Genomic DNA, 14,090 nt, shown 5'->3' with positions numbered 1-14,090 from the left:
ACCCTTCGCCTTCACAGTAGAAATATCAGAAATGGCTGATTGTGTTTTCTCACATTGCAATAATCGTTCATCGTCATAAACGTTGCGGTAAGACGATCAGACATCGGTTGATAGATTATTTACGCAAACGGATAAAATATAGACTAGCTGGGGGGATAAATAAACCCCCAGCTAAAAATGAAAGGCATTTCGGATTAAATATGTGTAACGATATCTTTAATCAAGCGAGGACCGTGGAAAATAAAGCCTGAATATATCTGTACCAGCGACGCACCAGCCGCCATTTTTTCGCGTGCGGCAACCAAAGAATCAATTCCGCCAACGCCAATAATTGGTAAACGCCCTGCTAATTCCTGTGACAAACGGCGGATAATTTCCGTGCTGCTTGTCTGCAAAGGACGCCCACTTAATCCTCCGGTTTGCCCGCAGTGGTTTAATCCCTGAATCAGTTTTCTGTCGAGCGTCGTATTGGTGGCAATCACCCCGTCGATGTTATGGCGAACCAAACTGTCGGCAATTTGGATCAATTCTTCTTCAGAAAGATCCGGCGCGATCTTCACCGCCACGGGAACATATTTCTGATGCTTATCTTTTAATTCCGTCTGCTTGTTCTTTATCGCCAGCAAAAGATCGTCCAGCGCTTCACCATATTGCAGGCTGCGTAATCCCGGCGTATTGGGTGACGAAATGTTGATAGCGATATAGCCTGCATGAGGATAAACCTTATCCATGCAGATCAAATAATCGTCTTTACCTTGCTCAACCGGCGTATCTTTATTCTTGCCGATGTTGATCCCTAATACGCCGCCAAAGCGTGTTTTCTTTACATTCTCGACCAGATAATCCACGCCTTTATTATTGAAACCCATCCGGTTGATCAATCCTTCCGCTTCCACTACACGGAATAATCTCGGTTTATCATTACCGGATTGTGGACGCGGCGTTACCGTCCCCACTTCAATAAAACCAAATCCCATTGCGCCTAACGCATCGATACATTCGCCGTCTTTATCTAATCCCGCCGCTAGACCAAGTGGGTTTTTAAAAGATAACCCCATGCAGGTAACCGGTTTAGTAGGAACAGATTGGCGGACGAGAAATTCAAAAGGCGTGTTGGTAATACGGCGTAATTGTTGGAAGGTCAGCTCATGTGCACGCTCTGGATCGAGCTGAAACAGGGCTTTTTTGATAACGGGATAGAACATATTGTCTCCTGAGATCCCTATCGCAAAGGTATCTTGCCTACGCTGGAAGTAAGCAATAGTGGATTAGCGCTTGATAATAACGTCAGTCACGCTGTGGTAAGGGATAGATCGTAAAGACGCTGCAAGTACATCCCTGTAAGCTCGAGCCGCGCCATCCCTGGCGCGGACGCTTTACTCTTCTATCCCCTACCACCGTTATCATTCCGCAAAAAATAATCGTCACAATCTAAGATTATGAATTCACGGTCGGTGATGGTAGTGCCATCTCTGCGGAAAGTAAAACGTTTGCGGAAGTAAGAAATTAGCGCGAGGGAGAATGTCACACGCGGCAAGCTACCGCGTGTGACAGAAGAATCACTGTGGCAGGATTAGTCTTGCAGTGCCTTGCTGATCTTCTCGAACAGATCGCCAGACAGATTTTCCAACGTCTTCAACTGTTCCAGCGCCTGACGCATTTGCGACTGACGTTTAGCATCATAACGTTTCAGGCGGATCAACGGTTCGATCACCCGTGCCGCGACCTGAGGATTGCGGGTATTCAGATCGGTCAGAATCTCCGTCAGGAAACGATAGCCGCTCCCGTCTTCAGCATGGAAAGCCGACGGGTTTGACGCGGCAAATGCCCCCACCAGTGAACGCAGGCGATTAGGGTTGTTCAGGCTGAATGAACGGTGTTGCAGCAGCTCACGCACGCGTGTCAGCACATCGGCTGCCGGGCTGGTCGCTTGCAGCACAAACCATTTATCCATGACCAAGCCATCCTGATGCCAGCGGTTATCAAACTGCGTCAGCAGCTCATCACGAACGGGCAACTGAGCCTCGACCGCCGCCGACAGCGCCGCCAGAGAATCCGTCATGTTATCCGCTTGACGGAACTGCGCCTGCACCAATTTATCCGCCTGATCCGCATCGCTGAATGCCAGATAATGCAGGCAGACGTTGCGCAGCGCGCGTTTGCCCATATCCGCATGTTCGATACGATATTGCGGCGCGTGATTCGCGTGGTATACCGCCAGCCACTCATCCGCCATCTCTTTTGCCATCGTACGCGTCATGCTTTCACGTACGGCAGCGATAGCCGTAGGATCGATGATGTCAAACAACTCGGCAATCTCGTTTTCGCTCGGCAATGTCAGAATCTGAGAAGCCAGCATCGGATCCAGTTTCTCATCCAGCAACACGCCACGGAAAGCATCGACAACATGCATCGGTACAGAAAGCGGTTGTTTCTGCTGATAGCGAGAAACGTTCAGACGGATATAGTTAGCCAGCAGGCTCTGTGCCGCATCCCAACGCGAAAAAGCATTGCTCGCGTGGCGCATCAGGAACGTCAGCTGTTCATCGCTCCAGGCATAGTTCAGTTTTACCGGCGCAGAGAACTCACGTAATAAAGAAGGAATCGGGCGGCAAGGCACCTGATCGAAAATGAACGTCTGTTCGGATTCGGTCACATTAAGCACCGACGCCAGTAGTTGACCGTCTTTCTGTAGCGGAATGACCTGCCCTTGTGGGTCGTACAGTTCGATATCCAACGGAATATGCAGCGGCAACTTAGGCTGCTTGTCGGCACCGATCGGCGTCTTTTGGCTCACGCTCAGCAGATATTGTTGCGTCTGTGGATCGTAATCATCACGTACGGTCAGCACTGGCGTGCCTGACTGGCTATACCAGCGGCGGAACTGTGTGAGATCGACACCAGAGGCATCTTCCATCGCCAGTACGAAATCATCACAGGTTGCCGCGCTGCCGTCGTGACGCTCAAAATACAGACGAATACCGGCTTGGAATTTTTCCTCACCTAATAAGGTGTGCATCATGCGGATCACTTCCGATCCCTTTTCATAGACCGTCAGCGTGTAGAAGTTATTCATCTCGATCACCTGATCGGGACGAATCGGATGCGACATCGGGCTGGCATCTTCGGCAAACTGCGCACCGCGCATCACACGCACGTTATCAATACGGTTCACCGGACGCGACCCCAGATCGGAGCTGAACTCCTGATCGCGGAATACCGTCAGCCCTTCTTTCAGGCTAAGCTGGAACCAGTCGCGACAGGTGACGCGGTTGCCCGTCCAGTTGTGGAAATATTCATGGCCGATCACCGCTTCAATATTCAGATAGTCTTTATCCGTCGCGGTTTCTGCCTTGGCCAGCACGTATTTAGAGTTGAATACGTTTAGCCCTTTGTTTTCCATCGCCCCCATGTTGAAGAAATCAACGGCGACGATCATATAGATGTCGAGATCGTATTCCAGACCGAAACGCTCTTCATCCCACTTCATCGAATTCTTCAGCGAGGTCATCGCCCAGCCAGCACGATCGAGGTTGCCACGGTCAACGTACAGCTCCAACGCAACATCGCGGCCAGAACGTGTCGTAAAACGATCCTGAAGCACATCAAAATCGCCAGCAACCAGCGCGAACAGATAAGCCGGTTTCGGGAACGGATCCTGCCATTCAATCCAATGGCGACCGCCCTCCAGCTCTCCTTGTGCGATACGATTACCGTTCGAGAGTAAATAAGGATAGCGAGCTTTATCGGCTGTGATGCGCGTCGTGAATTTCGCCAGCACATCCGGTCGGTCGAGATAATAGGTAATGTGGCGGAATCCTTCGGCCTCACACTGTGTACAGAGCGCGTCGCCAGAGAGGTATAGCCCTTCCAGCGCGCTATTGGCGGCAGGATTGATTTCCGTTTCGATGCTGAGCGTGAAACGCGCGGGTAATTGCGTCAGAATCAGGCCATCGTCCTGCTGCTGGTAATGTGTCCACGGCTGGCCATCAACACTCAGGCTAATCAGTTTCAGCCCTTCTCCATTCAGCTTCAACGGCGCGCCAGCGTCCCCCTGCAACACCACCTGACTAACGGCTTTTACGTGAGTTTTTTCAGCATGGAGATCGAAATCCAGTGCAATGTCGGTAATGGTGTAATCCGGTGCACGGTAGTCATGGCGATATTTTATTTGCGGCTGTTGATTCATATAAATTTTCCACCTCGTCATAAGCATCAAAGATCAAGTCTAAGCCTGTTATCTTAATGTTACCACGACAAAATAATGAGGATAATCATCGTACCGCGGTTCACTCCCGCACGTCTCGCTATGTTGTCGTAATGTAATAAACGGATAATCAAGGTATACTGACCGAACATTGCTGATTGTCCCAATGGTGGATAGGCATCTTACAAGGATGCTGTAACGCATTATGACTTTGCACACTTCCCCGATTCTGCACTCATTGCTGGATACCGACGCCTACAAGCTGCACATGCAACAGGCGGTGTATCATCATTATTATGATGTCGACGTTGCGGCTGAATTTCGCTGTCGCGGTGATGAGTTATTAGGCGTTTACGCTGATGAGATAGCCCATCAGGTCGATCTGATGCGTTTCTTGTCATTGAGTGACGATGAGTTCACCTATCTTTCTTCTCTGCCGTTCTTTAAGCAGGATTATCTCCACTGGCTGCGGGACTTCCGTTTCAATCCGCAGCAGGTATCGATCAAGAATCATGCAGGCAAACTGGATATCCGCATCACCGGGCCGTGGCGTGAAGTGATTTTGTGGGAAGTACCCTTGCTGGCCGTGATCAGTGAAGTCGTGCATCGGGATCGTTCGCCCGACGTCACGACTGAGCAGGCGCTCGCCCAACTGTCTGCCTCACTGGAGAGCTTCCGCCAGAACAGCGCGGACGTAGATCTCAGCCGATTCAAGCTAATGGACTTCGGCACGCGCCGACGTTTCTCGCGCGATATCCAGCAGACTATTGTTACGACGCTGCGAGCCGATTTCCCTTACCTCATCGGCACCAGCAATTACGATCTGGCGCGCCGTTTGGATATCACGCCTGTCGGTACGCAGGCACACGAGTGGTTTCAGGCACATCAGCAGATTAGTCCGACGCTGGCAAACAGCCAGCGCGCCGCGCTACAAATGTGGCTGCGTGAATATCCCACACATTTGGGCATTGCGTTGACCGATTGCATCACCATGGATGCCTTCCTGCGCGATTTCGATTTGTCGTTCGCCGAAGCCTATCAAGGGCTGCGTCACGACTCTGGCGATCCAGTCGATTGGGGAGAGAAAGCCATTGCACACTACCAGCGTCTGAACATCGACCCAATGAGCAAAACGCTGGTCTTCTCCGACAATCTGAATCTGGATAAAGCGCTGACGCTGTATCGTCACTTCTGGCAACGCGTGAATTTGGTATTTGGCATGGGCACCCGCCTGACGTGTGACATCCCCGGCGTGAAGCCGTTGAATATCGTCATCAAGCTGGTGGAATGCAACGGCAAGCCGGTGGCAAAGCTCTCCGATAGTCCGGGTAAAACCATCTGTCAGGATCAGAACTTCGTGTGTGAGTTACGCAAAGCGTTTGACTTACCCCGCGTGAAAAAAGCCAGTTGAGGCTTTCCCCTATAGATGTTGACCAACTTTGCAGCAGATTCACCCACATGAGCGAAAACTTCGCGCCATTCCGGTGATTTCTGCTTGTGTCCTGTTGCATCGCAAGTAACATAGCAAATGGCTCGGATTGGGCCATTTGACGTTTTAACCACGATATATTTCTTAAACACGATTAATTAAAGAGAGAATTTTATGAGCGTAGTGCCTGTAGTCGATGTACTGCAAGGCCGTGTCGCCGTTGACAGCGAAGTCACCGTGCGCGGCTGGGTACGTACCCGGAGAGATTCTAAAGCCGGTATCTCCTTTATCGCCGTTTATGACGGCTCCTGCTTTAATCCATTACAGGCTGTCGTTAATAATAATCTCTCCAATTATCAGGATGACGTGCTGCGCCTGACTACCGGCTGCTCCGTTGAAATCACCGGTAATGTTGTCGCTTCTCCGGGTGAAGGCCAGAGCTTCGAGCTGCAAGCTACCAACGTCAACGTCGTCGGCTGGGTTGACGATCCCGATACCTACCCGATGGCGGCAAAGCGCCACAGCATCGAATACCTGCGTGAAGTGGCGCACTTACGTCCGCGTACCAATCTGATCGGTGCCGTGGCGCGTGTTCGCCATACGCTGGCACAGGCGATTCACCGCTTCTTCCATGAGAATGGTTACTTCTGGGTATCTACCCCGCTGATTACCGCATCCGATACCGAAGGCGCGGGTGAAATGTTCCGTGTTTCTACTCTCGATCTGGAAAACCTGCCGCGTACCGAACAAGGTAAAGTGGATTTCAGCGAAGATTTTTTCGGTAAAGAAGCATTCCTGACCGTATCCGGCCAGTTGAATGGCGAAACCTACGCCTGTGCACTGTCCAACGTCTATACCTTTGGCCCAACCTTCCGCGCAGAAAACTCTAACACCAGTCGCCATCTGGCCGAGTTTTGGATGATCGAACCGGAAGTCGCTTTTGCCACGTTGGATGACGTTGCCGGTCTGGCTGAAAACTTACTGAAATATGTTTTCCAGGCCGTACTGAACGAGCGTGCCGATGATATGGCGTTCTTTGCCGAACGCGTTGATAAAGAAGCCATCACTCGACTGGAAAAATTCGTCAGCTCTGATTTCGCACAGGTGGACTACACCGATGCCGTCGAGATCCTGCTGAACTGTGGGAAGCAGTTCGAGAACCCAGTTTACTGGGGCGTTGACCTCTCCTCCGAACACGAGCGTTATCTGGCAGAGCAACACTTCAAAGCACCAGTTGTCGTTAAAAACTACCCGAAAGACATCAAAGCCTTCTACATGCGTATGAATGAAGACGGTAAAACCGTTGCAGCGATGGATGTTCTGGCGCCGGGAATTGGTGAAATCATCGGTGGCTCTCAGCGTGAAGAGCGTCTGGCGCAGTTGGATAGCCGTCTGGAAGAGATGGGACTGAATAAAGAAGACTACTGGTGGTATCGTGATTTACGTCGTTACGGCACCATTCCACATTCCGGTTTCGGTTTAGGTTTTGAACGATTGATTGCCTATGTTACCGGTGTACAAAATGTGCGCGATGTTATTCCTTTCCCACGCACACCACGGAACGCCAGTTTCTAAATAAAAATTTAATATAAGTAAAACAAATATGTAGAAAAGAAGAGTCGGGTTTCCCGGCTCTTTTTTTTTAATTTTTGTTATGCCTCACAAAGTTCCCTGAATTTTACATTTAGACACACATTATTTCCATTTGTTACCCGATTGCGAACTTTGTAGCATCTTTAGGGTGGATTAACTGGCGAGTGAATGGAAAACTGCGTTCAGACACAGGAAGACACCAAACTTTCAGGAATAGTTCCGTAAAGAATTATTTATGGCAGTGGCAGGTGTCCAAATAACACCAATGAGGGTAATAATGATGAAACGCAACATTCTTGCAGTAGTAATCCCAGCTCTGTTAGTCGCAGGCGCAGCCAACGCTGCTGAAGTTTATAACAAAGACGGCAACAAGCTGGATCTGACTGGTAAAGTTACCGCTAAACACTATTTTTCTGATGACAGCAAAAACGATGGCGACAAAACTTACGCTCGTTTAGGCTTCAAAGGTGAAACTCAGATCAGCAGCGAACTGACTGGTTACGGTCGTTTTGAATATGAGTTCAGCGCACGTAACGCTGAAGCAGACGGCGGCAAAAGTGACAAAACTCGTTACGCCTTTGCTGGTCTGAAATTTGCTGACTACGGTTCTTTCGACTATGGTCGTAACTTGGGTATTGCATACGACGCACTGGCTTGGACTGACGTTTTGCCTGAGTGGGGTGGCGATCAGTCTAACTCTGATAACTTCCTGACTGGCCGTTCTACTGGTGTTGCTACCTACCGTAATAAAAACTTCTTCGGCTTGGTTGATGGCTGGAACTTTGCTGTTCAATACCAAGGTAAAAACAGCAAAGACACCCTTAACAACCGTAGTAATGCCAATGGTTCTGATATCGATACTCAGAACGGCGACGGCTGGGGTATTTCTTCTTCCTACGAATCTGACATTGGCTTAGGCATTGTTGGTTCTTACGCTGCAGTTAACCGCACTGATGAACAGAATGCACTGGCATCTGGTCGTGGTAAAAAAGCTGAAGCTTGGGCTACTGGCCTGAAATATGACGCTAACAACGTATACTTGGCTGCTACGTATGGTGAATACCGCAATGTTAGCTACATCGATAAAACTGTAAACGGCGTTACTACTGATTTTGCAGACAAAACCAAAATCTTTGAAGCTGTTGCTCAATACAACTTTGATTTCGGTCTGACTCCATCTCTGGCTTATGTTTCTGGCAAAGCTAAAGATGATGCAAACGACAAAAACGCTTACATCACCAAATATGTTAGCCTGGGTGCAACCTATGCATTCAACAAAAACATGTCTGTTTACACCGAATATGACATCAACCTGATCAAGTCTGACAATGCCTATGGCCTTAACGACGACGATAAAGTTGCTGTTGGCCTGACTTACCAGTTCTAAGTTGGCATCGCATAACGTAACGAGTTAATCGTTCGTACTGCATGAAAAGACAGAGCCTCGGCTCTGTCTTTTTTATTGTGAGCCGGATAGCATTCCACCTTTACGAGCCGTCACCAACGACGTTGAAAAACGCTCCCGCGTTTTTTTGGTTTCTGCTTTACGCCACGCTGCGCCAATTATTCTCGTCTAACCAGTCTTTTATTTCGTCTCTCTCCTTCTCCCTGTTATTTCCCTTTCTTTTTGACATCAACGGTTGGCAAAGCCTTTTACTGACGGTACTCTGAGAATTCTTATTTCATCTCAGTTATGGAACATTCTGGCAATGTTTGAAAATATCTCTGCCGCACCGGCCGATCCTATTCTCGGGCTGACCGATCTTTTCCGCGCCGATGACCGCGCGAATAAAATCAATCTGGGTATTGGTGTCTATAAAGATGAAACCGGTAAAACCCCGGTTCTGACCAGCGTAAAAAAAGCAGAACACTATCTGCTGGAAAATGAAACCACCAAAAACTATCTGGGCATTGACGGTCTGCCAGCATTCGGTCAGTGCACGCAGGAGCTGTTGTTTGGCAAGCAGAATGCCATCATTGCCGACAAACGAGCCCGTACGGCGCAAACCCCAGGCGGAACCGGCGCGTTGCGTGTAGCCGCTGATTTCATTGCAAATCAAACGTCTGCGAAACGCATTTGGATCAGCAACCCAACCTGGCCAAATCACAATAACGTCTTCTCTGCTGTCGGTTTGGAAGTATGCCAGTATGACTACTACGATGCAGCGAACCATGCGCTGGATTTTGATGGCCTGCTGAACAGCCTGAACGCCGCACAAGCAGGCGACGTGGTACTGTTCCATGGCTGTTGCCACAACCCAACCGGTATCGATCCTACCGCTGAGCAGTGGGCTACGCTGGCCGAACTGTCAGTAGCAAAAGGCTGGCTGCCGCTGTTTGACTTCGCCTATCAGGGCTTTGCTCGTGGGCTCGAAGAAGATGCAGAAGGCCTGCGACTCTTTGCCGCGAAGCACGATGAACTGATCGTATGCAGCTCTTACTCTAAAAACTTCGGTTTGTACAATGAGCGCGTCGGTGCCTGTACGCTGATTGCCGCAAATGCCGTAACGGCAGACACAGCATTCAGCCAGGTGAAAGCGGCTATTCGCGCAAACTACTCCAACCCACCGTCACACGGTGCGACCGTTGTTGCGACCATTCTGGGCAACGATGCACTGAAAGCCGTCTGGGAACAGGAATTGACAGCAATGCGTGAGCGTATTCAACGCATGCGTCAGCTGTTCGTGAATACCTTGCAGGAAAAAGGGGCAAATCAAGATTTCTCCTTCATCATCAATCAGAATGGAATGTTCTCATTCAGTGGGTTGACCAAAGAACAGGTTCTGCGTCTGCGTGATGAATTCGGCGTTTACGCGGTGAATTCTGGCCGTATCAACGTTGCGGGAATGACGCCAGAAAACATGGCGCCACTCTGCGAAGCGATTGTTGCCGTACTCTGATCGTTCTGCAATTAAAAAAGCCGACATACTATGTCGGCTTTTTCATTTCTGTCTTTTATTGATAAATTTCTGCCCTTTACTGATAAAAAGAACAGAAACTACCAAATCGCGGCATCTTCACGCAGGAAAGGGTTGGTCTTGCGTTCATGTCCTAAGTTTGACATCGGGCCATGTCCTGGAATAAACGTCACATCGTCACCCAGCGGCAGCAGCTTATTCTTGATAGACGCAATCAGCGCCTGATGATCGCCCTGTGGGAAATCGGTACGCCCTACGCCACCGTTGAAAATAACATCACCTACCTGTGCCAAGCGCGATTCTGCATCAAAGAAAACAATATGGCCCGGTGTATGACCAGGGCAGTGGAAAACCGCCAGCGTCGTCTCGCCCACGCTAACCTCATCACCTTCCTGTAACCAACGTGATGGCGTCAGCGGCGCGCATTCTTCCAGACCAAACATGCGGCTCTGTGCCGGTAACCCTTCCAGCCAGAAAGCATCTTCAATCTGCGGGCCTATAATTGCGACCTGATAGTGCTCGGCCAACTCTGCAGCCGCACCCACATGATCCAAATGGCCGTGCGTTAACAGAATCTGTTTAACTGAAATCCCTGCATCCGCGACGGCACGTTTGATTTTTTCTGCATCACCGCCGGGATCGACAATCGCCGCTTCATTCGTTTTTTCGCACCATAACAACGTGCAGTTCTGGCTAAATGCCGTCACCGGGACTATTTGATATTTCATATCACTCCATGTTGAATAAACTGAGCGGTTCGCTCCGCATTAACGAACCGTATCAGAAAATATATACCCGTCATACTTCAAGTTGCATGTGCGTTGGCTGCGCTACTCGGCACACTTACGTGTACCTCGCCCCGTTGGGGCCGCTGCAAGCAGCGTTCAAACCTGCCTCTGGCAGATTTGTCAGTCACCCGAATCACTTACCTGAACCTGAGTAAGCTCATCGGGATTCCCTCGCTTGCCGCGTTACGATGCTCATGATTGAGCATCGCCCTAAAGGGCTAACGCTTCGCGTTATTCAAAACGCTCTCGTTTTGTCCTGAAACTCGAATTATTTAGGGTATGCGCTGCGGTAGCGAATTACCAAGTGCGGACGGGGCCGGTATCGATGTGAACGAAATCACTGCGTGGATAGTAGCCAACGCCACCGGCACGCATCTTCATCGCCGCTTTACGAATGTTAGCGAGTTGAACGCCCTCAATATGGAAATCCATCGCCTGCCCTTTCGTGTGGTAGCTCTGCTTTGCTACACCTCGGCTATGCGCACGTAATTCGTTATTCGTATCTATCGCGCGATAACCAGAAATCAGCTGTACGGGCTTGTTGGTGCCCAACATTACCTGTAAGCGATAGAGCTGATCGAAAAGTTGGGGATCAATCGTTTTGACTTTATTGGCGCGATAGTCGCGGAAAAAGTGATTCAGGCGGGAAAGTTCTGACTTGTTATACCGTTTGCCATCAAAGAATTCCGTTTTCAGCAGCTCTCCGGTATTCAGATTGTTCAGCGTCAAAATTCGTGGTCGGGGTGTAGATAACGTCGCAAATGCCTGACCGGGAAGCAGTGCGATACCCAACGCGGCACCACCCAGTGCAAGCCACTTACGGCGATGATTGTCAATGTGATCCATAGAACAAGTACCCTGGCTAAAGAACGGTATAAAAGGAGGCACAAAACGTGCCGCCTTGAACCTTAACTGCCAGAGAAAAGTGAGTCAACCCGCTTTGCTCACGGGTTTGCGGAAGATCGCATCGATCCTCCGCAAAACGATAAAATACCAAGGCCGCTAATGCCCGTATTTTCAATACTTACTGAAGCAACAGCCCTGCTCTGGACAGCACTTTCGTCCCAGCACGCGCGGTGTCATCATAATTGTAAATATCTGTTCGGAACTGTGGTCTGCCATCTTCAGCTACCCAAGCGGTCAGGTAATAGAGGTTGACCGGAATCCGATGTTTCATTGACACAAAGGTGGTATTTCCCTGATCCAGCGTGGAAGAAATACGACTATTATTCCATCCCGCATCCTGCAATAGCATGCTAGCCAGTTCCGACGCCTTATTAACCCGCACGCAGCCAGAGCTCAGCGCCCGAATATCACGCTGGAACAGATTGTGATTAGGCGTGTCGTGCAGATAAATCGCTTCTGAATTCGGCATATTAAATTTATAGCGTCCCAGCGAGTTATTCGCACCTGGAGCCTGACGCAGACGATAGGGGAAGCGCTCCGCTGACACCACCTGCCAATCGATCATTGAAGGATCGATCGCTTCAGCATCCTGACTCCAGCCGGACAACACCGTGTAGCCATGACGCTGTAGATAACCGGGATCGCGTACCACTTTAGGAATGATATCCTGCCGAGTCAGCGTCGTAGGGACATTCCACGGCGGATTGACCACGACGTTATACAGCGAGCTGCTCATCAATGGTGTTTTGCGTTTAGGCTGCCCAACAATGACGCGCGACGATAAACGCTCAGCGCCATCCTGATAATAGATCAGTGAATAATTGGGGATGTTCACCATGATACCAGTGTGAACATTATCCGGTAACAGGCGCAGACGCTGGATATTCAGCGCCAGCAGCGTTGCGCGCATTTGCGGGGACACATTGAGCCAATCGCGCGTACGCTTACCAATAACGCCATCATCCTCCAGCCCTTGCCAGTGCTGGAAGCGTTTAACCGCATCAACCAGTTCGCCAGTATAACTGGCGTCAATAGCAGCGCCCTCGACCAGTGGAGCCTGTCCTGTCGATACTGGCGTCGCGGCAGTATTTTCGTTAAATAGCGTAATGCTCTCCGTTGAAGACAGCATGCCAGTACGTTGCAGAATTTCACGCAGTACCGCCAGTTCCCGACTCTGCTGTTCTGGGCGCAGAGACTCCGCCAGATTCAGGCTCGGCCACGGGCGATTGTCCGTCAGCATCGTCTTCAGCGCTTCATGCATTTTGGCGTATTGCGAATGCTGTGGTGCCAGCGAAACGACATAAGCCGCGCTAGTACCGGATTTCACGGCCTGTTGCCATTGCGCAACGATATTGAGCGCTGGCGATTGCAGGCGGTAAGGCACGCTGCTGTACAGCCAGTCGTTACCGCTGCGTTCTACACCCGAGACGAACTGCAAATAGCCCAGCATCGCATCCGATAGCACGACATCACGCGCAAATCCGGTCAACTGCGGATCGGTCAGCCAGGTTACCCACGTGGTGAACTGCGGCTGTACGCCGGCTATCGCCAATTCAGCCAGCTGTTGTTGAAACTGTTGAACCGCACGATTATCTGCCCACATAGGTTGCATCTGATGTTGGGCATAAAGCGATGATAAATCAGAGAGATAATGTACCGACATGCCGTGCGGCAGCGCGGCCAGAAGCCCTGCACGGCTATTTTCTACAGACACCACGCCCGAGCTTTGCGATAAGCCGGATACCACCGTCGGAGATGCTGCCAGCACCGAAAACGAAGGAGACAGGCTTCCGACCCAAATACAACCCACGCGTAACAGCAGCCTGACCATTTTTCGTTTATGTAACAACAACATCCATTTATCCCCTGTACTCATTAATCACTATGCTTTCACGACAATCCACGTTGGATATGGAAATAACAAACCGAATTCGCTCGTATACGGTCATACTGGCGTAAGCACATTCTTTAGGTTTTTTTGTGTAGAAAACGAGAAAGAATGAAATATGATCATTTTATATAGCGTCCGTTATTACGGTACGCCACCTTGCAACATAAAACCGCAAATCCTTCTACGATCTGTAATCGTTTCATCGTCAGTATATAAAGAGAAAAATATTTTTGCTTCTTCTTCTGATTATTATCTTACGCGTTTGATGAAGCTATTCGCATTCAACACTCCCTTTAGGCAACGCTTTACGAAAAAAATAAAGCCGCTTAAAAAAGCGGCTTTATAATTATAGAGGAAA

The 14,090-nt window shown here is 49.8% G+C and carries 9 protein-coding genes; 4 read left to right on the top strand and 5 right to left on the bottom strand.

Annotated elements, in window-relative coordinates; translation table 11 throughout:
• Positions 1-194: 194 nt before the first annotated feature.
• Positions 195-1,205: a quinone-dependent dihydroorotate dehydrogenase gene (pyrD, locus tag EIP93_RS10145; protein WP_010277017.1), complete on the bottom strand. Its 1,011-nt coding sequence runs from the start codon at positions 1,203-1,205 to the stop codon at positions 195-197.
• A 368-nt stretch (positions 1,206-1,573) separates the two neighbouring features.
• Complete coding sequence (gene pepN, locus EIP93_RS10140) at positions 1,574-4,189, bottom strand: aminopeptidase N (protein WP_103970950.1); 2,616 nt, start codon at positions 4,187-4,189, stop codon at positions 1,574-1,576.
• Positions 4,190-4,412: 223 nt separating this feature from the next.
• Between pepN and pncB the strand changes: the two genes are divergently transcribed.
• The 4 genes from pncB (at position 4,413) to EIP93_RS10120 (ending at position 10,129) form a co-directional block, all read left to right on the top strand.
• Complete coding sequence (gene pncB, locus EIP93_RS10135; RefSeq protein ID WP_125232668.1) at positions 4,413-5,618, top strand: nicotinate phosphoribosyltransferase; 1,206 nt, start codon at positions 4,413-4,415, stop codon at positions 5,616-5,618.
• A gap of 192 nt (positions 5,619-5,810) precedes the next feature.
• Positions 5,811-7,211 carry an asparagine--tRNA ligase gene (gene asnS / locus EIP93_RS10130; RefSeq protein WP_010307810.1) on the top strand — a complete coding sequence of 467 codons (1,401 nt, stop codon included), beginning with the start codon at positions 5,811-5,813 and terminating at the stop codon, positions 7,209-7,211.
• A 295-nt stretch (positions 7,212-7,506) separates the two neighbouring features.
• Positions 7,507-8,616 (top strand): porin, encoded by a 1,110-nt coding sequence (locus tag EIP93_RS10125; RefSeq protein WP_275670647.1) that lies wholly within the window; start codon positions 7,507-7,509, stop codon positions 8,614-8,616.
• Positions 8,617-8,938: 322 nt separating this feature from the next.
• On the top strand, positions 8,939-10,129 hold the full coding sequence (locus EIP93_RS10120) for an amino acid aminotransferase (protein ID WP_125232667.1): 1,191 nt from the start codon (positions 8,939-8,941) through the stop codon (positions 10,127-10,129).
• Between the two features lie 98 nt (positions 10,130-10,227).
• Here EIP93_RS10120 and EIP93_RS10115 read toward each other — a convergent pair whose 3' ends face one another.
• From EIP93_RS10115 to ldtD, 3 genes are all read right to left on the bottom strand, one after another.
• Positions 10,228-10,875, bottom strand: a complete 648-nt coding sequence (locus EIP93_RS10115; RefSeq protein WP_010307825.1) for an MBL fold metallo-hydrolase — start codon at positions 10,873-10,875, stop codon at positions 10,228-10,230.
• A 357-nt stretch (positions 10,876-11,232) separates the two neighbouring features.
• Positions 11,233-11,781 carry a peptidoglycan L,D-endopeptidase MepK gene (mepK, locus tag EIP93_RS10110; protein ID WP_039481274.1) on the bottom strand — a complete coding sequence of 183 codons (549 nt, stop codon included), beginning with the start codon at positions 11,779-11,781 and terminating at the stop codon, positions 11,233-11,235.
• 178 nt (positions 11,782-11,959) lie between these two features.
• Positions 11,960-13,696 carry a L,D-transpeptidase gene (gene ldtD, locus EIP93_RS10105; protein WP_125232666.1) on the bottom strand — a complete coding sequence of 579 codons (1,737 nt, stop codon included), beginning with the start codon at positions 13,694-13,696 and terminating at the stop codon, positions 11,960-11,962.
• Positions 13,697-14,090 lie beyond the last annotated feature (394 nt).

The sequence above is a fragment of the Pectobacterium versatile genome (assembly GCF_003932035.1).
Lineage (GTDB): Bacteria > Pseudomonadota > Gammaproteobacteria > Enterobacterales > Enterobacteriaceae > Pectobacterium > Pectobacterium versatile.
Note: the sequence above shows the minus strand (reverse complement) of the source record. Positions and strands in the feature narration are given on the sequence as shown.

Excerpts from the sequence above, each read along its gene's own strand:
- pyrD (WP_010277017.1), bottom strand. The coding sequence starts at position 1,205 with ATGTTCTATCCCGTTATCAAAAAAGCCCTGTTTCAGCTCGATCCAGAG.
- pepN (WP_103970950.1), bottom strand. The coding sequence starts at position 4,189 with ATGAATCAACAGCCGCAAATAAAATATCGCCATGACTACCGTGCACCG.
- pncB (WP_125232668.1), top strand. The coding sequence starts at position 4,413 with ATGACTTTGCACACTTCCCCGATTCTGCACTCATTGCTGGATACCGAC.
- asnS (WP_010307810.1), top strand. The coding sequence starts at position 5,811 with ATGAGCGTAGTGCCTGTAGTCGATGTACTGCAAGGCCGTGTCGCCGTT.
- EIP93_RS10125 (WP_275670647.1), top strand. The coding sequence starts at position 7,507 with ATGATGAAACGCAACATTCTTGCAGTAGTAATCCCAGCTCTGTTAGTC.
- EIP93_RS10120 (WP_125232667.1), top strand. The coding sequence starts at position 8,939 with ATGTTTGAAAATATCTCTGCCGCACCGGCCGATCCTATTCTCGGGCTG.
- EIP93_RS10115 (WP_010307825.1), bottom strand. The coding sequence starts at position 10,875 with ATGAAATATCAAATAGTCCCGGTGACGGCATTTAGCCAGAACTGCACG.
- mepK (WP_039481274.1), bottom strand. The coding sequence starts at position 11,781 with ATGGATCACATTGACAATCATCGCCGTAAGTGGCTTGCACTGGGTGGT.
- ldtD (WP_125232666.1), bottom strand. The coding sequence starts at position 13,696 with ATGTTGTTGTTACATAAACGAAAAATGGTCAGGCTGCTGTTACGCGTG.